The organism is Enterococcus sp. DIV1314a, from assembly GCF_051713805.1.
Classification (GTDB): domain Bacteria; phylum Bacillota; class Bacilli; order Lactobacillales; family Enterococcaceae; genus Enterococcus_I; species Enterococcus_I aquimarinus.
Genome location: NZ_JBIOQP010000001.1, coordinates 519159 through 539349, shown reverse-complemented (window position 1 = coordinate 539349; position 20191 = coordinate 519159). Strand labels below are relative to the sequence as shown.

Sequence of the window (20191 nt, the reverse complement as noted above, 5' to 3'; positions counted from 1 at the left end):
GCTTTTTTTATTACATTGAGGGAGTGTGTACAGATGAGGAAAATCAAAAAAATGAATGGGGATTGTGTCACGCCAGTTTCGGCTTTTTTACGAATTCGAGGAAAAAATAAATGTTTACTAGAAAGTATCCCTCGGGAAAAAGAAACGAGTCGCTATTCGATTATTGCCTATGATCCTGTGTTAGAACTGCAATATCAAGAAGGGACTTTTATAGTTAGCAATCAATTAACTGGTACGAGCAAAACGTATCAGACAACCGATCCGTTGAAGGAAATTGAACGATATGTCTTAAAAGAGACAACGTTACTTGAAGACTTACCTTTTCAAGGAGGGGCGATTGGCTACGTGGGCTATGATGTGATTGCTTGTTATGAAGACATTGGAACATTGCCACCCGATGAACTAGCGATTCCAGCACTCGATTTATTATTGTTTGAACGCTTCGTGATTTTTGATCATCAGACAGAAGAAATGACCTTGGTCGTTGAGAATACATATAGTGATTGTGGTGAAGCGGAGTTAGAGAGTCAACTCGAAATGTTAGCTAGAGAATTAGGGACGCCAACGCCCAAAGAACAAGCACCGTTAGCCGATGAAACCTTACATTTTACGAGTAATTTCACGCAAGAAGCGTTTGAAGCGGTCGTTCAAGAAGCCAAGGCCTTAATCACAGCAGGCGATCTCTTCCAAGTCGTGCCTTCCCAACGCCTACGAGCTCATTTTAAACAAAGTCCTTTTGATTATTACCGGAAATTACGCTTGTCGAATCCTTCTGCCTACTTATATTATTTAGATTTTAACGAAACCACCAAAGTCATTGGGACGTCACCAGAAAGTCTCGTACAAGTCAAAGGAGAGAAAGTCTCGACGAATCCGATTGCCGGGACCAGAAAACGGGGCGCCACTAAAGCAGAAGATAATCGTTTGGCAGAAGAATTATTAAATGATGAAAAAGAACGAGCAGAGCATTTGATGTTGATTGATTTAGGTCGAAACGATATCGGTCAAATTGCTGAGATTGGGAGTGTGACGGTGCCGCTTTATATGGTGATTGAAAAATATCGTTATGTGATGCATATTGTCTCTCTCGTTGAAGGTCGGTTGAAAAAAGGTTTAAGTGCAATGGACGCCTTAAAAGCGACGTTGCCAGCAGGAACCGTGAGTGGAGCGCCAAAAATTCGCGCAATGACGCGCATTTATCAATGGGAACCGGTTCGTCGAGGGGTATATGCGGGGGCAGTCGGGTATTTTTCGCAAGACAATCAAGCGGATTTTGCGATTGGGATTCGGACTCTCGTTTTAAAAGACCAAATGGCGTACGTACAAGCAGGAGCCGGAATCGTCTATGATTCCGATCCGACTTCTGAATATTTTGAGACGTTACAAAAAGCCAAAGCCCTCTTGGAGGTGGGAAAGAAATGATTTTAGTCGTAGATAATTATGATTCGTTTACCTTTAATTTAGTGCAGCAATTTAAAGACCAACCAATCATCGTCCTAAGAAATGATGATCCGACGTTATTCGAAGTCGCAAAAGAGGCTCGCGGGATTGTCTTATCGGCCGGACCTGGCCGTCCAACAGAGGCGGGTTTTCTAAAAGCAATCATCGAAAGATTTTATCAAACAACTCCGATTTTAGGGATTTGTTTAGGCCATCAAGCGATTGGGGAAGTCTTTGGGGGAACGATTACGAAAGCTGCGAACATCATGCACGGCAAACAATCGCTGGTGACGTATCGTCCGATGGGAGTCTTCCAGGCGTTAGAGGGCGAATTACAAGTTATGCGTTATCATTCTTTAGTGATTGATCCAAAGACGTTTCCACACGAAGTACTAGAACAAGTTGCAGAGACCCCAGATGCAATTATGGCGATTCAACACAAAGAATTTCCGGTGTTTGGATTACAATTTCATCCCGAATCATTAGGAACACCAAAGGGCCAAGCGTTCATTCAGCGATTTATCGAGATTGTGGAGGAGAGTCAATGAAAAAAATATTTGAACAATTATATAGAGGCGAACACTTATCATTTGAGGAAATGGCCGCGATAGCAGAAACGATTTTTAATGGCCAACTGTCTGAAGGTCAATTAGGCGCATTCCTTGTTGCTTTAAAGTATAACGGCGTCAATGTTGCCGAACTTTCAGCGTTAGCGCAAGTCATGCAAAAAAACGCGGTAACGATTACGAACGCTCCCCTCAATTCCATGGATAATTGTGGAACGGGTGGCGATCACTCCAACAGTTTTAACATTTCAACGACAGCGGCTTTTGTCTTAGCAGCAGGTGGCATTGTGATGGCCAAACATGGCAATCGTAGTATTTCTAGTCGTTCAGGAAGTGCAGATACGTTAGAAGTATTAGGGATTCGTTTAGACGCGACACCAGAAGAACTAGGCGCGCTACTCAATCAGGTTGGGATTGCATTTTTGTTTGCTCCAGCTATGCATCCGAGCATGAGAGCCGTCATGAAAATTCGGCAGGAATTGGCAACACCGACTATTTTTAATTTAATTGGTCCGCTGATTAATCCCGTACCATTAGAAACCCAATTGATGGGCACTTACGCAGGAGAAACTCTAGTCGAGACGGCCTTAACGTTAGGAAATTTAGGACGTAAACAAGCAATCGTCATTCATGGTGCAGGTGGGATGGACGAAGCTAATTTATCGGGTACAACGCAGTGCGCGATGCTCCGAAACGGTCAAGTACACGAATTTAAATTAGTACCAGAAGAATATGGCTTTAGCCCAACCCCGATGAGTGCCATTACCGGTGGGAGTCCCAAAGAAAACGCTGAAATTTTACGCAATGTCTTAAAAAACCAACCCTCTCCTTATCTAGAGACGGTCGTGTTAAATGCCGGCTTGGGCTTTTATGCGAATGGCAAAGTAACGAGTCTCGCTGATGGTTTTACTCTAGCCAGAGAATGCCTAGCTACGGGAGCGGCGTTGAATAAATTAGAAGCCCTTATCCAAGCGCAAAAATAGGAGGAAGTCGCATGAATTTTTTAGAGAAAATCCTTGCTGAAAAAGCAATTGAAGTAGAAAACATGCCGTTAGAAGAAGTAAAGCAAGTGAAGACACGACCTTCATTTTATGAAACGGTTAAAAAGAATCCAGAAAAAGTCCATTTACTCGGTGAAATTAAACGAGCCTCTCCATCAAAAGGGAATATTAATACCGAAATCGATATTTTAGCACAGGCGAAGAAGTATCAAACAGCCGGTGTGAGCGGAATTTCCGTTTTGACCGATGAAGTCTTTTTCAAAGGAAGCATCGAAGATTTGAAATCGGTCAGTGAAGTGGTCGATGTTCCTTTGCTTTGTAAAGATTTTATTATTGAACAAAAGCAGCTGATTCGTGCGAAGAATGCTGGAGCAAGCATGATTTTATTAATTGTAGCGGCGTTAACAAAAGAAAAATTAACTGAACTGTATCGTGCAGCGCGAGCGCTCGATTTAGAAGTCTTAGTTGAGACGCATGACGGGGAGGAATTAGCGATTGCTCAAGCGTTAGGCGCAACAATCATTGGGGTCAATAATCGGAGTTTAAAAACTTTTGACGTTTCAATTGCAACAAGTGAAACGTTAGCCCCAGAACCAAGCGAAATTTTATATATTAGCGAATCAGGATTTAAAACCGCGGATGATGTAGCCCGAGTAGCCAAAGCCTATGACGCAGTGTTAGTCGGAGAAACGCTAATGCGCGCTGAAAAGGCGAAAGAAGTAGCACAAGCGCTACAAGTGAGTCGCGTATGACGAAGGTGAAAATTTGTGGCTTAATGGATCAAGTCACGGTCGATGAAACGGTTCAGGCGGGGGCAGATTACCTGGGCTTTGTTTTTGCCAAAAGCAAACGAAACATCACACCTGAGAAAGTTCGAGCCATCACCCGAAATGTACCCGAGAAAGTCAAGATAGTGGGTGTATTTGTTTCGCCAAGTTTGAAGGAACTGGAAGCAGTCATTCGGGTTGCAAAACTTGATTTGGTCCAAATTCATGGAGAGTTGTTCCCAGAAATCGTGTCGCGCATCTCTATCCCTGTGATTCAAAGTTTCGATGGTCAAAGTCCTGAACTCCCCTCCTTACTCGCTAGTAGTACCGCTGATTTTTACCTACTGGATGCCCCGATTACGAATGAAACCTATGCAGGGGGCAACGGCAAGACTTTCGATTGGCAAAAAATCAGTTCAGAAAGTCAAAAACAATTAAAGAAAAAACCATTTTTTATTGCCGGAGGATTAACCCAAGCCAATGTGACAGAAGCGATTCAATTCTTTGAACCCTTTGCAGTTGATGTCTCAAGCAGTGTGGAAACAGATGGCGTGAAAGATGTAACGAAAATAAAAGCCTTTATCAAGGCAGTGAAGGAGCAATAAAGATGTATCAACAACCAGATGAAAAAGGCTTTTACGGTGATTTTGGCGGACAATTTGTTCCTGAAACACTCATGTTTGCCTTAAAAGAATTGACGGCCGCTTACGAAGCCTCAAAAGAAGACGAAGCGTTTCAAAAAGAATTAGCCGCTTACTTAAGCGATTATGTCGGAAGAGAAACACCCCTTTATTTTGCCGAACAATTAACAAAAAAACTCGGAGGGGCTAAAATTTATCTAAAAAGAGAAGATTTAAATCATACCGGAGCCCATAAAATCAATAATGCGTTAGGTCAAGTGTTGCTGGCAAAGAAAATGGGGAAAAAGAAAATTATTGCTGAAACAGGTGCGGGACAACACGGGGTTGCGACCGCTACTGCTGCGGCTTTATTCGGTATGGAATGTACGATTTTTATGGGCGCGCTGGATGTCAAACGCCAAGCTTTGAATGTCTTTCGGATGGAATTACTTGGTTCAAAAGTCGAAAGTGTGACTGCGGGAAATAACACGTTAAAGGATGCGGTCAATGAAGCCTTGCGTTACTGGGTCGCCAATGTGGAAGATACGCATTATATTTTAGGATCCGCGCTAGGACCTCATCCATTTCCTGAAATGGTTCGGGATTTTCAAAGCGTGATTGGCAAAGAAGCCCGCCAACAAATTCTAGCAAAAGAAGGCCGTTTACCAGACGTTGCGATGGCTTGTATTGGGGGCGGTAGTAACGCGATTGGTCTCTTTTATCCTTTTATCAATGACGAATCGGTTCGCTTAATTGGTGTCGAAGCCGGTGGAATGGGTGTAGAAACGGCTGAACATGCGGCGACGATGACAAAAGGAGAAGTTGGCGTACTCCACGGGGCTCGTATGCATTTACTACAAGATGAGGACGGGCAAGTCATTGAACCGTATTCGATTTCAGCAGGACTTGATTATCCCGGTGTCGGACCCGAACATTCTTATTTAGCACAAGTCAAACGAGCAGAGTATGTGGCAGTGACCGATGAGGAAGCCTTAGAAGCGTTCCATCTACTGTCGCAAACCGAAGGCATTATTCCTGCTTTGGAAAGTTCTCATGCTTTAGCGAAGGTAACCAAACTCGCACCAACGATGGATAAAGAGCAAATTATCGTAGTCTGCCTTTCTGGACGTGGTGATAAGGATGTTCAACAAATAAAAGAAAAAATGGAGGCCGAGACGAATGGTCGATAAAAGTTTAACCGTTTATTTACAAGAAAAAAAAGCAGCCGGACAGAAAATTTTTGTGCCGTATATTGTGGCTGGGGGAAATGGACTGGAACGATTAGAAGACGAAATCAAGACGTTAGCTGAAAATGGTGCCACGGCAATCGAACTTGGGATTCCTTTTTCTGATCCTGTGGCGGACGGTCCGATTATCCAAAAGGCCGCGTTAGAAGCCTTTAAGCATAACGTTACGTTCAAAAAAATTATTGAAAAGTTACAAGTCATCCATTCGCCGGTTCCAATTGTTTTAATGGGCTACGCGAATTCATTTTTTCATTACGGGTTAGAAAAGTTGTTGGTTGATTTAGAGAAGACCGATGTGAAAGGGTTGATTATCCCTGATGTCCCTTATGAACATCGCGAACTAATTTTGCCGAAACTAGCGCAGACAGATATCGCTTTGATTCAGTTAGTGACCTTAACAAGTACGAAAGAACGGATGCAAAAATTAGTCGAGGTTGGTGAAGGCTTTATTTATGCCGTGACAGTCAATGGGACAACCGGCATTGGTCAAACGTATCGGGATTCGTTAAATGAACACTTAGCCTTTATTACGCAAATGAGTTCCATTCCTGTTCTAGCAGGCTTTGGCGTTTCAACGCGCGAGCAAGTGCAACGATTTAATGAATTTTGCGATGGGACAATTGTGGGCTCAAAACTCGTTGCTTCTTTAGCCGAAGAGGGCGTGGAGGCAACAGGTAGACTGGTGGCAGAACTGACGGGGAAGAATGAATAGCAAAAAAAGCGAACGATTTGTGGTTCGCTTTTTTTATTCCTCCCCATAGATCTCAAACCCAAAGCCTTTAATATGATTCTTCAACATCGTTAAATACGACCGCGCAATCGGACTGAGCTCTTTTTGTTTTTGTGTCAACCAACCGAGCGTAATCGTATCATCGTATTCTAAAGGGATGGCGACAATTTTATCGTCATTTAACTCACTACTAATAATACCGGAACTAATCGTATACCCATTCAGTCCCACCATTAAATTAAAAATCGTTGCACGGTCGCTGACTTGGACGTTCATTTTACGAACTAACGTGCTTAAAATTTCTTCTGAAAAGTAGAAGGAATTATTTTCTCCTTGCTCATAGGAAAGATAAGGATAGTCTTCCAGATCTTCTAATGTCAGGGATTTTTTTTGTGTTAAAGGATTGTCGCGACTGACAAAAACATGGGGTTTCGCATCAAAAAGGGGCGTAAAGACGAGATTTTTTTCTTTAAAGAGTTTGGTCATCACTTGTTTGTTAAAGGAATTTAAATACAAAATGCCGAGTTCACTCCGAAAACTAGTTAAGTCATTAAAAATATTTTCAGTTTCTGTTTCTCGTAACGTAAAGCTATATTCATCGGTATCCACACTATGAATGAGTTCGACGAAGGCATGCACAACGAATGCATAATGTTGGGCAGAAACGGAAAATGCTTGTTTACGCACTTGTTTATTTTTATATTTTTCTTCTAATAAATTGACTTGATCAAGGATTTGTCGACTATAAGCTAAGAATTCCCGTCCTTCTTCGGTTAAGGTGACGCCTCGTGGATTGCGTAAGAGAAGCTGGACGCCCATTTCACTTTCAAGTTCTTTAATGGCATTGGAAATACTTGGTTGCGTTAAAAATAATTCTTTGGCTGCTTCATTAATGGAACCTTTTTCGACAATTTTTTCTAAGTAGAGTAACTGTTCTAAGCGCATGAAAACCCTCCTTTTTTTCATACTATAGCAGAAGATATAGTTTAAAGCTATATCCAGGTCCTGTTTTTTACAATTATCGGGAAATCAAAAAGCGTGATAGATTATTACCTAATAACTCAAGGGGGAATAACTTATGACAACAACGATTATCGGTTTTCCAAGAATCGGCGAACAACGTGAATTAAAATATACGACTGAAAAATATTTCCGTCATGAAATGAACGCAGAAGAATTAGAAGCGTTTGGAAAAAGCTTACGACAAAAACATTGGAACTTAATAAAAGACAGTGGAGTTGATACGATTCCAAGTAATGACTTTTCATTTTATGATACGACATTGGATACCGCCTTTTTACTGAATTTAGTCCCTGAAGACTTAGCGACGATTGAATTATCCGATTTAGATAAATATTTTGCTTTGGCGCGTGGCTACCAAGGCGAAAAGGGCGACATCAAAGCACGACCGATGAAAAAATGGTTTAATACGAACTATCATTACATTGCACCAAAAATTGAAATAAACACAGACATTCAATTAGTCGGCACAAAAATCTTCGATGAGTATGTGGAAGCAAAAGAGTTAGGAATCGAAACGAGACCTGTGATTTTAGGTCCTTATTCCTTACTGCATCTCAGTGAACTGGATGAAGGGGTGAATCGCCAAACGGTTATCGAGGCTTTCGTTGTAGCATACAAAGCAGTCCTCAATCGCTTAACAACGCTAGGAGCTGAGTGGATTCAACTAGATGAACCGGCTTTAGTCAAAGATTTAACGCCGGATGAAATTGCTGAATTTGAAGGGATTTATCAAAGTTTGTTAGCTGACGAGACTATCAAAGTCTTATTGCAAACTTATTTTGGCGATGTTCGTGATATTTACGAGACACTCATTGCACTTCCTTTTGCTGGAATTGGTTTAGATTTTATTGAAGGGATTCAAAATAAAGCATTTGTTCAAAAAGGATTTCCTAAAGACAAAATCTTAGTTGCAGGAGTGGTCAACGGGAAAAATATTTGGCGCAATAACTATCAAACAACATTGGATCTATTAACCGAATTAGACGTGGAAAATGTGGTGTTATCGACGTCATGCTCCTTACTTCATGTGCCTTTTACAACAGAAAATGAAACCTTTCCAGCTGAAATTAAAGAGCATTTTTCTTTTGCAAAAGAAAAATTAACAGAACTTTTGGAATTAAGTGCGATTCTGGCTGGTAATGGGCAAAATGAATTAACAGCTAACCAAGCCTTATTCACGAAAGAACGATTTGTAAAAAATAAAACATTAAGTCAAAAAATTGCAAACTTAACAGAACAAGATTTCACTCGTACGCCAGCTTTTGTTGAGCGTGAAGTTTTACAAAAAGCACAATTTAACCTACCTGTTTTACCGACAACGACGATTGGTTCTTTCCCACAAACGAAAGAGGTTAAACAAACCCGTGCGAAATTTACTCGCCAAGAAATCACCCAAGAAGCTTACGATAATTATATCGCAGCCCAGATTGACGACTGGTTAGCGTGGCAAACATCGATTGGTTTAGATGTCTTAGTCCATGGAGAATTTGAGCGCAATGACATGGTGGAATACTTCGGTCAAAACTTATCGGGTTACTTATTTAGTCAAAATGGTTGGGTACAATCTTATGGGACTCGTGGAGTGAAGCCGCCAATCATTTGGGGGGATGTCGTACGGGAACAAGCTATTACTGTCAAATGGTCGCAATATGCGCAAAGTCAGACCGATAAAATTGTCAAAGGGATGCTGACAGGACCGGTAACAATCTTAAACTGGTCGTTCCCTCGAGAAGATATTTCTTTAAGAGAGTCTACCTTGCAAATTGCGTTTGCGATTCAAGAAGAAGTCCTTGATTTAGAAGCAAATGGCATTCAAATGATTCAAATTGATGAAGCGGCGTTACGTGAAAAATTACCACTTAGAAAAACCGATTGGTATGAGGAATATTTAGAGTGGGCTATTCCCGCATTTCGCTTAGTTCATAATAAAGTCCAAGCGAAGACGCAAATCCATACGCATATGTGTTATAGCGAGTTCACGGATATTATTTCAGCGATTGATCAAATGGATGCCGATGTGATTTCTTTTGAAGCTTCACGTTCCAATTTATCGATTCTTGATGAATTACAACGCCAAAACTTTAAAACCCAAGTCGGACCAGGCGTTTATGATATTCACTCACCGCGAGTACCATCGGTGGAAGAGATTACGCAAACCATTGAGACGATTTTAACGAAAGTACCATTAGAAAAAGTTTGGATTAATCCAGACTGTGGCTTAAAAACTCGTGGAGTGCCAGAAACCCGGGCAAGTTTAGCCAACATGACGGAAGCGGTGAAAGAAATTAGAAAGGAGCTGTAGTTGATGCTTCAAGGCTTATCTTTTGAGGTTTTTCCTCCGAATACCACAATCGGAGTAAATAAATTAACCCAGACATTAAAGGAGTTGCAACAGTTACAACCAGCGTTTATTAGTGTGACGTGTAGCAATGGAACGAATCATGTGGCAGATACCACGGTTAAAGTGGCGAGTTACATCCATCAAGAACTTCATATTCCAACCATTGCTCATTTACCGGCAACCTATTTGTCAAAAGAGGAAGTCGATGAAGTGTTGCAGCAGCTGGACCAGTTGGGGATTCACCAAGTTTTAGCTTTACGTGGCGATATCTTAACGGATGTAGTTCCAAAAGCTGATTTTAAATATGCCGACGAACTGACTCGTTACATTAAGGAGCAAGCCCCTCAGTTTCAACTAACGGGGGCCTGTTATCCAGAGATGCATCCCGAATCCAGTAGTCGGATTACAGATATTCAAAATTTAAAGAAAAAAGTCGATGCCGGTTGTACGCAGTTGATTACCCAACTTTTCTTAGACAATGAGTTGTTCTATCGTTTCCAAGAGTCGTGCTATTTAGCAGGAATTGATGTGCCGATTTTGGCAGGGATTATGCCAATCGTCAATCGTAATCAAGCGTTGCGTTTGCTTAAGACAACCCAAACGCAATTGCCACGTAAATTCTTGGCCATCTTAGAAAAATATGAACACAATCCGATTGCGTTGCGTGATGCAGGACTCGCTTATGCGGTGGATCAAATTGTCGATCTTGTGACACAAGATGTTTCAGGAATTCATTTGTATACGATGAATGATGCTCAAATCGCTCAACGCATTGTCGAAAATACGCATTCTCTTTTTGGCGAGAATAAAGTACGAGTTGGATGAAACAAGAAATGTTCGCTTTTGATAAGGCGAATGTTTCTTGTTTTTTTGTGGGATCGAGGCTATCGTGTGCGAAGTAAAAACATCACTCGAAATAAAAATGAGTGAACGGATGCCTTTCCGATTGATTTAGTAACATTTTCGTCACCATTTCTTGTGAATAATTCAAACGAGCCATTCTTTTGATAAAATTCGAACGAAAATGCTGAAAAGAATACGTGAATGGAATTGCTTTTTACTAGTTTATGTGGTTAAATTTTAGTAAACACTTAAAGGGAAGGTGAAATCATGGCTGGAATTAGAGATGTAGCAAAAAGAGCGGGTGTATCGATTGCAACCGTTTCGCGCGTTTTAAATGAAGATCCAACGTTATCCGTGACGGATGAAACAAAAGAAAAGATCGCTGAAGCCGTAGCATTTTTAAATTATAAAAAGAAAGTATCAAACACAAAGATGAAAGACAGTATTATCATCATCACAACGGTTTCCGAAAGCGATGAACTCGAAGATCCATATTTTCGTCGGATTCGGCGAGGAATTCAAATGGCGGCGGAGGCACGTAAAATTGCGATTAAACAAACAATCCGTTTGAGTGAAACGCCATTAGACGAAGAGGAACTTAAAAAATGTGGGGCAGTTTTAATGATTGGACAAGTTTTACCGGAAGTGACCGCCTTAGTGAAACAACTTAATCCGAAGTTAATCGTGATTGACGATCCCCAAACGGATCCACAAGTGGATGCGATTTACACGAACTTTCAAGCGGCGACCTATGCCCACTTAGATCGCTTATATCAACAAGGACATCGCAATATTGCGTTTATTGGGGGCAAGCGAATCTTACTTGATGCCAAAGGAACACGCTATGAGTGCGAGGAAGATCAACGACAACTAGCCTATGAGTGGTGGATGCGCGAAAAAGGCTTGGATGATTATGTACACGTTTACTTAAATGGTTGGAGTACGTTAGATGGCATGAAAGCAGGCGAAGAATTAATTCAAGCACAAGCGCAGTCTTTACCGAGTGCCATTATGGTAGGGAATGATCCGATTGCAGTAGGTGTTTACCGCGCCTTGAAAAAAAATAATATTCGTATACCAGAGGATGTCTCGATTGTTAGCTTTGATAATATTGAAGTTGCAGAGTATTTAACGCCATCGTTAAGTACAGTGAGTATTCATACAGAAGAAATTGGTAAATTAGCTGTTAGCTTAGCCAAGGAGATGCTAACAGAAGATAAAAAGATACCGGTTCATGTCATTGTATCGTATGAAATGATTGTGCGTGAGAGCGAGAAAGAAGTTCGTTCGTTATAGTTAACAGTTCAGAAAGTGTTAACCAAAAATGTTTACTTTTATTTAACTAAAATAGTTGACATTTTAACTGGTTAACATTATGATATAGCTATCAAAGAAAACGCTAACACATCATGAGGGGGAAATACAAATGAAAATCAACAAAAAAATGACTTATGCAATGGCAATGTTTGGAGTGACACTTTTACTAGGGGCATGCGGCAACGGCAACTCGGCAGATGATGGCAAGACAGAAATTGAATTTTTTAGTCAAAAGAAAGAAATGCAAGCCACATTACAAGAAATTATCGATGATTTTGAAAAAGAAAATCCAGATATTAAAGTCAAATTTACCAATGTACCGGATGCGGGTACTGTTTTAAAAACACGGATTTCAAGTGGTGATGCACCTGATGTGATTAACGTCTTCCCACAAAATGCGGATTTTCAAGAATGGGCAAAAAATGATGTTTTCGCAGATTTAACCGAGAAAGAATATTTAACTAATTTATCCGAAGGCGCGGGCGAAACCTACGCGATTAACGACAAAATTTATTCAGTCCCTCTAACAAGTAATGCTTGGGGATTCTTCTATAATAAAGATAAATTTGAAGAACTTGGATTAGAAACACCGACCACTTGGGCAGAATTTGAAACACTTGTGCAAACAATCCAAGATAAAGACGAAGTTCCTTTTGCTTTATCATTAACACAAGCAGATGCTTGGACGCTAAATGGCTACCATCAATTAGCTTGGGGAACAGTGAATGGCGGTTTTGAAGGGGCAAACGATGCACTCGTTCGCAGTCCTAAAGGCGGCATTCAAGTCGGTAATGCAGACTTTGATAAAGTAGCGGATCAATTAGACTTATTAAACGGAACGGGTCAAAAAAATGCGAATGGCGCAACGTATGATGACGCGGTAGCAACATTTGCGAAAGAAGAAGCGTTAATCTTCCCGAACGGCATTTGGGCATTGCCAGCAATTAAAAATCAAAGCCCAAGTTTTGAAATTGGCATGTTTGCTTATCCTGGTCAATCCGCTGATGAAGCGATGACTGTTGGGGCGGCAGACTTAGCACTATCGATTTCTGAAAGCTCAGAAAACAAAGAAGCAGCTAATACCTTTGTGGAATATATGACGACAAAAGCAGCAATGCAAAAATATTACGATGTTGACGGCGCACCAACTTCAGTGACGGCAGTAGAAACAGAAGGCCGCTTCCCAGAAACAGAAGGCGTTACTCAATATGTCTTCACGGATCAACAAATCGTGTGGTTACAAAAAGAATGGACATCAGAAGAAACATTCCATCATTTAACCGTTGAATATGTGAACAATCAAGATAGAGAACAGTTAGCAACAAACTTAAATAACTTCTTTGACACAATGAAGTAGATAGTAAGAGGGGATTATAATGAAAAAAGGTAGTGTACTCAATCGGAACTGGGCGTATTTATTCGTCCTAGTTCCTATCGCCTTACAATTGATTTTTTTCTACGCACCAATGGCACAAGGATTTTATTATAGTTTTACTAACTGGACGGGCTTAACGAATAATTATGACTTAATCGGTTTTCAAAACTATCAAGCCATTTTAAGTGATCAGCGATTTATGAAGTCGGTCAGTTTTACCGTTATCTTCACCATTGGTTTGATTGTGGGTGAGGTTTTAATTGGGATCATGGTGGCACGTTTTTTAAATCGCAAAATCAAAGGTGTCGGTTTTTTCAGAACAGCGTATTTCTTTCCAGCCGTTCTAAGTACCGTGACACTAGGACTGATTTTTAAACAAGTATTTAACTACGGCTTACCTCAATTAGGAGAGAAATTAGGGATTGGCTTTTTAGAACAAAACCTGATTGCGAACGAGAAAACAGTCTTTTGGGGCGTCTTGTTCGTCGCACTTTGGCAAGGAGTAGCGATGCCAATTGTCATCTTTTTAGCGGGCTTACAAAGTATTCCAGAAGAAATTTTGGAAGCTGCTTCAATCGATGGTGCAACGAATCGTCAGAAGTTTCGTCATATCGAATTGCCTTATTTACTACCTTCATTGAGCATGGTATTTATTATGGCACTAAAATCTGGCTTAACAGCGTTTGACTTGATTTTTGCTTTAACAGGTGGTGGACCAAGTGATAAAACAACGACACTCGGTTTATTAGTCTATAATTATGCGTTCAAGAGTAATCAATATGGGTATGCCAATGCGATTGCCGTGGTCTTATTCCTAGTGATTGCCGTCATTTCGATTATCCAAATACGTTTGTCTAAACGTTTTGAAGTGTAAGGGGAGAAAATAACATGAAACAAAAAGGTTCATTTTTTAATTACTTATTTTTAAGTGTCGGTTTTGTTGTGATTTTTGTTCCTTTATATTTAACGGTGATCAGCTCATTTAAAGAAACAAATCAAATTACGGGGAACTTTTTCGGACTTCCGAATCCATTTACAACCGATAATTTTCAACGACTCATTTCAGATGGGATTGGCCAATATTTTTGGAATTCGACGCTCATTACCGTAGTATCCATTGCGCTCATTACTTTTTTTGTCCCAATGGCGGCATTCTCAATTGCCAGAAACATTTCTAAGAAAAAAGCCTTTGCGTTAATGTATTCGTTTTTAATTCTTGGTATCTTTGTTCCTTTCCAAGTCATTATGATCCCGATTACATCGATGATGACAAAATTAGGACTATCAAATATTACAGGATTGATTATTTTATACTTAGCTTACGCTGTGCCACAAACCTTATTTTTATACGTTGGTTACATTAAAACAGCTATTCCGGTTGACTTGGATGAAGCTGCTGAAATTGATGGTTGTGGCAAATTCCGGATGTATTTCCAAATTATGTTTCCTTTAATGAAACCAATGCATGCGACGACTTTAATTATCAATGCATTATGGATTTGGAACGACTTTTTACTCCCGTTATTGTTATTGAATAAAGATGATTCGAACTGGACATTACCGCTCTTCCAATATAACTATCAAGGGCAGTACTTCAGTGATTATGGACCATCATTTGCTTCTTATGTCGTCGGAATTATTGTCATTCTCTCTGTTTACTTAGTTTTCCAACGTAACATTATTTCAGGGATGACGAATGGATCGGTTAAATAATCGCTTATCAAATCGAAAAATAAATGAAAGTGAGTCTATAAAATGATTACATTTAATAAGGAACAACAAGTGTTTCATCTGTGTAATAATCAAATTAGTTACTTAATTGAAGTGGAAGAACATGGGTATTTAGCGCATCTTTACTTCGGAAAAAAAATTAACCATTATTCAGGTCACTACCAGTATGTGCGCGATATGCGCTCCTTTGGTCCCTATCCAGAAGCAGCTGACCACGATACTTTTTCGTTAGATACGGTCATGTTAGAATACCCAGGTTACGGCTTTGGTGATTTTCGTGAGCCGGCCTATAATTTCAAGTTGAAAGATGGCAGTCGAATCACGGATTTTCGTTATGACTCTTTCGAAATTGTCCAAGGGAAATGTACGATTGAAGGATTGCCTCATTTATATACGAATCAAGCGACGGAAGCTGAAACCTTAATCATTACCTTAAAAGATGACGTAGCCAAGTTACGCTTGAAATTGAACTATACGATTTATCAAGATTATGCAACCGTGATTAGATCCACAACGTTAATTAACGATAGCGCAGAGACGGTTGAAATTAATCAATTAGCGAGTCAATCACTCGATTTTCCGAATCGTTCATTTGAATTGATTCATTTGAATGGCGCTTGGGGAAGAGAACGTCAATTAACCAGAGAAAAGATTGAAATTGGAACGAAAGTCTTGGATAGTAAACGAGGTTCTAGTAGCCATCATCAAAACCCATTTGTGACACTTGTCGAACCAACAACAACCGAATTTCAAGGGGAAGCCTATGGATTTTGTTTGGTTTATAGCGGAAACCATCAAACCGTTATTGAAAAAGACAACTATAGTCAAACGCGAGTAGTGATGGGCATGAATCCTTTTAACTTTGCATGGCAATTACCAGCAGGTGAAAGCTTCCACTCACCAGAAGTCGTGAATGTGTACAGTAATCAAGGGTTAAATCAAATGTCCAAAACATACCATGATTTATTCAATCATCATCTCATTCGTGGAGAACATCAATTAAAAGAACGTCCCGTTTTAATTAATAACTGGGAAGCAACGTATTTTGATTTTGACGATGCTAAAATTCACGGTATTGTCGATGAAGCACAAGCGTTAGGAATTGAGATGTTTGTCTTAGATGATGGATGGTTTGGTGAACGTAAAGATGATCATCGTTCGTTAGGTGATTGGTATGAGTTTGAAGGCAAGCTTGAACAAGGATTAGAAGGGATTGCCCAATATGTTCACGATAAAGGCATGAAATTCGGCTTGTGGTTTGAGCCTGAAATGATTTCCAAAGATAGTGATTTACACCGAGCGCATCCTGATTGGGTGTTAAGTGTTCCAGGACGACCGCGTTCATTGAGTCGTCAACAGCATGTCTTAGATTTCTCGCGTGCGGATGTCAGAGACCATATCTATCAACAAATGACAGCCATCTTAGATCGTGTGCCGATTGATTATATTAAATGGGATATGAACCGGAATATGACGGAAGTTTATTCTCTGTTGCTAGATCCTGAGATGCAAGGAGAAGTCTCCCATCGCTATATTTTAGGATTATATGAATTCATGGAGAAATTAACCCAAGCATATCCACACATATTATTTGAAAGTTGTTCAGGTGGTGGCGGTCGCTATGACGCGGGAATGCTTTATTACATGCCACAAACATGGACAAGTGATAATACCGATCCAATTGCACGCTTGAAGATTCAGTATAGTACGAGTCTTGTTTATCCAATCTCAACAATGGGCGCACATGTTTCGGCGATTCCAAATCATCAAACGGGACGTGAAACAAGCCTGGATATTCGCGGCAATGTCGCAATGTCTGGTGTCTTAGGCTATGAACTTGATTTAACGACGCTATCCGAGGAAGAAAAAGCCTTAATTGTGAAACAAGTTGACTTCTATAAAGAACACCGTCAATTACTGCAATTTGGAGATTTCGTTCGTCTGAAAAGTCCGTATGAAGAAAATGAAGTGGCTTGGATGTTTGTCTCAAAAGATAAAAAAGAAGCCATTGTCTTTTATTTCCGCGTTCTTGTCGAAGCTTCAGCACCTTATGTCACATTGAAGTTAGCACATTTAGATGAAACACTAGAATATCAAATTGCGAATCACGTGATTTCAGGTGATGCGTTAATGAATATCGGCATGTACATCGATCCGAAATTACATGGTGACTATGCAACACAAGCCTTTATTTTAAAAGCGAAGTAAAAAAGCACATCAACACAAAAGCGATAGCAAGACTGTTTAGGCAGTCAGGCTATCGCTTTTGATTTTGTTTGAAAATATTTCATCGTAAATCTTTTTTGAAAGTCATTTATTACTCAATGCTGTATCAATTATTGTTCGATTGCTTCGGCTTTTTTTACCGCAGATAATAAGCTTTGGAAGAAGAAGAACAGTCCGATACTTAAAATGATGTGTCCTAGTCCAGCCATACCACTAATCGCTGCGTGTTCACCTTTTCCTAACACTTGCATGCTACCTCGGATGATCATCATTAAAACCGTTAATCCAAGACCACTGTTATACAGGATATAGAATTTTTTAAAGTTTTTTTCTTTGGAGAGATGGAAGGCTTTTTCTAACAATAGAACAATTAAGAAAAAGAACATGCCTAATACTAATAAATGGGTGTGTAAAACACTGAGTTGTGTCACTCCGGTAAACTCATTCATCTTGGTGAACTCACGGTAAAAAATACCTGACACGAGTCCTAAAATAGTGTACGACATACTGGCTTGCGCGATTTTTTTCAATTAAATAACCCTCTCTATCATCAAATTTCGGTTGCTTTAATCGGTTCGTATGAGAAGTTCATACGAGTGATTAAGACCAAAGTGACATTTTGTCACTACTCATTAAATCTAGCATATCTTGTCTTTCTTGTCTAGTCTCGTGCAACAATCAAAAGAGGATGCAATGCCGCGATTTCTTCCTCACAAAAAAGGATTCGCTTTCAATTATCCTTGATGCAATCTTTTCAGAATTTTTTTTCAGATCCTTCATTTATTAGTTGTCAATTTTGGTTTTTTCTGTTTGAATAGTACAAGAGCATTTCTTTTGTTTTCAATATAGATGAGGGGTATGTGGAAAATGGTAAAGAAAATCGGTTTTGATCCAAAAAAATATATCGAAGAGCAATCGAAGTATATTTTAGAGCGTGTGAATCATTATGATAAGTTGTATCTTGAATTTGGAGGGAAACTCATTGGTGATATGCATGCGAAACGAGTATTGCCGGGCTTTGATCAAGATGCAAAAATTAAGTTATTACATAAACTAAAAGATCAAACAGAAATTATCATTTGTGTCTATTCAGGTGATATTGAACGTAACAAAATTCGTGGGGATTATGGGATTACATACGACATGGATATTATGCGTTTAATTGATGAATTGAGTGATTACGAATTAGCCGTCAATAGCGTAGTAATTACCCGCTATCGTGGTCAACCCTCAACGAAAATTTTTATTAATAAATTAGAGCAACGTGGGATGAAAGTGTATACGCATCGTGAGATTGAAGGCTATCCTGTGAATGTCGATCAAATCGTGAGTGACGAAGGATTTGGACAAAATGATTACATTCCAACAACGAAACCAATTGTGGTTGTAACGGGACCAGGAGCTGGCAGTGGCAAACTTGCAACTTGTTTGAATCAACTGTATCACGAGAGTCGTTATGGACATACAAGTGGTTATTCGAAGTTTGAGACATTCCCTGTTTGGAATATCCCATTAAAACACCCACTGAACATTGCATATGAAGCCGCAACGGTCGATTTAAAGGATGTCAATATGATTGACTCGTTTCACTATGATTATTACGGAGAAGTGGCGATTAATTATAATCGAGACATTGAGACGTTCCCGATTATTAAACGGACAATTGAACGGATTACTGGAAGAGAATCTGAGTTTCATTCACCAACCGATATGGGTGTGAACCGCATTGGCTTTGGGATTATTGATGATGAAGTGATTCAAGAAGCGTCCAGACAAGAAATCATTCGTCGTTATTTTGAAACCGAAAGCAATTATAAAAAAGGACTAACTGATATTGACCCCGTGAATCGCATTCAAATGATTATGGAAGAATTAGATTTGCGTCCTGACCATCGCGTTTGTGTTAAACCTGCGCGTGAGTATTCTGAGCGCTTGAAACAAAGCAAAGAATGGGATCAAGAATTCACACCGCCTGTCATGGCCTTAGAATTAACGGATGGCCAGATTATTACTGGAAGAGGATCTGAATTAATGGATGCCAGCGCTTCTGCTGTGCTCAATGCCATTAAGTCGTTAGCCAATATTAGCGATGATATCTTGTTATTATCGCCTAATATTTTAGAGCCGATTCAGCAATTAAAAGCCAATGAACTATCCGGTCGTATTACCTCGCTAAATGTTTCTGAGATACTGATTGCCTTATCTATTAGTGCTGTAACCAATCCAACCGCTCAAATCGCTTACAGCAAGCTATGGGAGCTAAAAGAGACACAAGCACATTCAACGGTCATTTTAAATAAAGATGATGAGCAAATTTTAAGAAGTTTGGGAATTTCATTCACTTGTGATCCAAACTTCCCATCTAAAAACTTGTTTTACGTCTAATGTAGTGCCTGGTTTTCGTGCTTTGAATAATGAGAGATGTTTTTCTAAATCAATTCTAGAAGTTCGATAACCCCAAAAAATCAAAAAGAAAGTCTGCAATGGGACTTTCTTTTTTTTATGCTTTAAGTATTAAAAATCGCTTGTTGTCACGAGTATTTATGAATAAAAAAACATCGCGCTGACGATAATCAATTGCAACAATAGGATCAAAGGAATGCCGTACTTAAATCGTTTCTTCTGAGTTTTGTGGCGGAAGAGCTGACTGCCAATAAAAATGCCAATCGCACCACCACACAGGGCCACGATAAATAATGTTTTCTCTTGAATCCGCCAAGCACCTTTGATGGCTTTGGCTTTGTCGCGGTACATTAAAAAGACTGCAAGGCTATTGATGCATAAGAGATAACTCAGAATAAAGGAATAAAATGTCAACAAAATCGCCTCTTTCTTGTTTTCTATCGGTTAATTAAAACAATTATATGATTATTTTTAAAAACCACAATTAACCAATCTAAAACGTATGTGTCAAGTTATTTGAGGTTGAATAAAAATAAGAATTTTTGACAAGCAACTATTATT

General features: G+C 39.7%; 18 protein-coding genes. 15 read left to right on the top strand and 3 right to left on the bottom strand.

The window, feature by feature from the left end; genetic code table 11:
• The first annotated feature begins 33 nt into the window (after positions 1-33).
• The 7 genes from trpE to trpA are packed head-to-tail and all read left to right on the top strand — an operon-like array spanning position 34 to position 6353.
• Positions 34-1422, top strand: coding sequence for an anthranilate synthase component I (gene trpE, locus IGI68_RS02545; protein ID WP_273230798.1), 1389 nt, complete (start codon positions 34-36; stop codon positions 1420-1422).
• Entirely contained in the window at positions 1419-1988 is a 570-nt protein-coding gene (locus IGI68_RS02540) for an anthranilate synthase component II (RefSeq protein WP_438730206.1), read from the top strand. Before trpE ends, IGI68_RS02540 begins: the two co-directional genes overlap by 4 nt.
• Positions 1985-2989, top strand: coding sequence for an anthranilate phosphoribosyltransferase (trpD, locus tag IGI68_RS02535; protein WP_438730202.1), 1005 nt, complete (start codon positions 1985-1987; stop codon positions 2987-2989). The genes IGI68_RS02540 and trpD overlap by 4 nt, the downstream gene beginning before the upstream one ends.
• An 11-nt stretch (positions 2990-3000) precedes the next feature.
• Positions 3001-3759: an indole-3-glycerol phosphate synthase TrpC gene (trpC, locus tag IGI68_RS02530; RefSeq protein ID WP_438730199.1), complete on the top strand. Its 759-nt coding sequence runs from the start codon at positions 3001-3003 to the stop codon at positions 3757-3759.
• A complete protein-coding gene (locus IGI68_RS02525) occupies positions 3756-4379 on the top strand; it encodes a phosphoribosylanthranilate isomerase (protein ID WP_273230791.1) in 624 nt (207 codons plus the stop codon). The genes trpC and IGI68_RS02525 overlap by 4 nt, the downstream gene beginning before the upstream one ends.
• Positions 4380-4381: 2 nt before the next feature.
• Positions 4382-5584 (top strand): tryptophan synthase subunit beta, encoded by a 1203-nt coding sequence (gene trpB / locus IGI68_RS02520; RefSeq protein ID WP_438730196.1) that lies wholly within the window; start codon positions 4382-4384, stop codon positions 5582-5584.
• Positions 5574-6353, top strand: a complete 780-nt coding sequence (gene trpA, locus IGI68_RS02515; protein ID WP_438730193.1) for a tryptophan synthase subunit alpha — start codon at positions 5574-5576, stop codon at positions 6351-6353. Before trpB ends, trpA begins: the two co-directional genes overlap by 11 nt.
• Before the next feature lie 33 nt (positions 6354-6386).
• Here the strand turns inward: trpA and IGI68_RS02510 are convergent, their stop codons facing one another.
• Positions 6387-7316, bottom strand: a complete 930-nt coding sequence (locus IGI68_RS02510; protein ID WP_438730190.1) for a LysR family transcriptional regulator — start codon at positions 7314-7316, stop codon at positions 6387-6389.
• Between the two features lie 133 nt (positions 7317-7449).
• On the opposite strand from IGI68_RS02510, the gene metE reads away from it, so the two are divergent.
• The 7 genes from metE (at position 7450) to IGI68_RS02475 (ending at position 17209) form a co-directional block, all read left to right on the top strand.
• A complete protein-coding gene (gene metE, locus IGI68_RS02505) occupies positions 7450-9696 on the top strand; it encodes a 5-methyltetrahydropteroyltriglutamate--homocysteine S-methyltransferase (RefSeq protein WP_438730187.1) in 2247 nt (748 codons plus the stop codon).
• Between the two features lie 3 nt (positions 9697-9699).
• The gene (gene metF, locus IGI68_RS02500; RefSeq protein WP_071874365.1) at positions 9700-10560 is read left to right on the top strand and encodes a methylenetetrahydrofolate reductase [NAD(P)H]; all 861 of its coding nucleotides are present in this window, start codon (positions 9700-9702) and stop codon (positions 10558-10560) included.
• Positions 10561-10845: 285 nt separating this feature from the next.
• The gene (locus tag IGI68_RS02495; protein WP_071874366.1) at positions 10846-11874 is read left to right on the top strand and encodes a LacI family DNA-binding transcriptional regulator; all 1029 of its coding nucleotides are present in this window, start codon (positions 10846-10848) and stop codon (positions 11872-11874) included.
• A gap of 130 nt (positions 11875-12004) precedes the next feature.
• A complete protein-coding gene (locus IGI68_RS02490; protein WP_071874367.1) occupies positions 12005-13252 on the top strand; it encodes an ABC transporter substrate-binding protein in 1248 nt (415 codons plus the stop codon).
• Between the two features lie 19 nt (positions 13253-13271).
• Entirely contained in the window at positions 13272-14144 is an 873-nt protein-coding gene (locus tag IGI68_RS02485; protein WP_071874368.1) for a carbohydrate ABC transporter permease, read from the top strand.
• 14 nt (positions 14145-14158) lie between these two features.
• Positions 14159-14983 (top strand): carbohydrate ABC transporter permease, encoded by an 825-nt coding sequence (locus IGI68_RS02480; RefSeq protein WP_071874369.1) that lies wholly within the window; start codon positions 14159-14161, stop codon positions 14981-14983.
• A 42-nt stretch (positions 14984-15025) separates the two neighbouring features.
• Complete coding sequence (locus IGI68_RS02475) at positions 15026-17209, top strand: alpha-galactosidase (RefSeq protein WP_273230773.1); 2184 nt, start codon at positions 15026-15028, stop codon at positions 17207-17209.
• Positions 17210-17337: 128 nt separating this feature from the next.
• Here IGI68_RS02475 and IGI68_RS02470 read toward each other — a convergent pair whose 3' ends face one another.
• Positions 17338-17757, bottom strand: a complete 420-nt coding sequence (locus IGI68_RS02470; protein ID WP_071874371.1) for a DUF2871 domain-containing protein — start codon at positions 17755-17757, stop codon at positions 17338-17340.
• A gap of 337 nt (positions 17758-18094) precedes the next feature.
• Between IGI68_RS02470 and IGI68_RS02465 the strand changes: the two genes are divergently transcribed.
• Positions 18095-19612: a DUF1846 domain-containing protein gene (locus IGI68_RS02465; RefSeq protein WP_438730179.1), complete on the top strand. Its 1518-nt coding sequence runs from the start codon at positions 18095-18097 to the stop codon at positions 19610-19612.
• 156 nt (positions 19613-19768) lie between these two features.
• On the opposite strand, the gene IGI68_RS02460 is transcribed toward IGI68_RS02465, so the two are convergent.
• The gene (locus tag IGI68_RS02460; protein WP_438730176.1) at positions 19769-20044 is read right to left on the bottom strand and encodes a DUF1294 domain-containing protein; all 276 of its coding nucleotides are present in this window, start codon (positions 20042-20044) and stop codon (positions 19769-19771) included.
• Between the last annotated feature and the right edge of the window lie 147 nt (positions 20045-20191).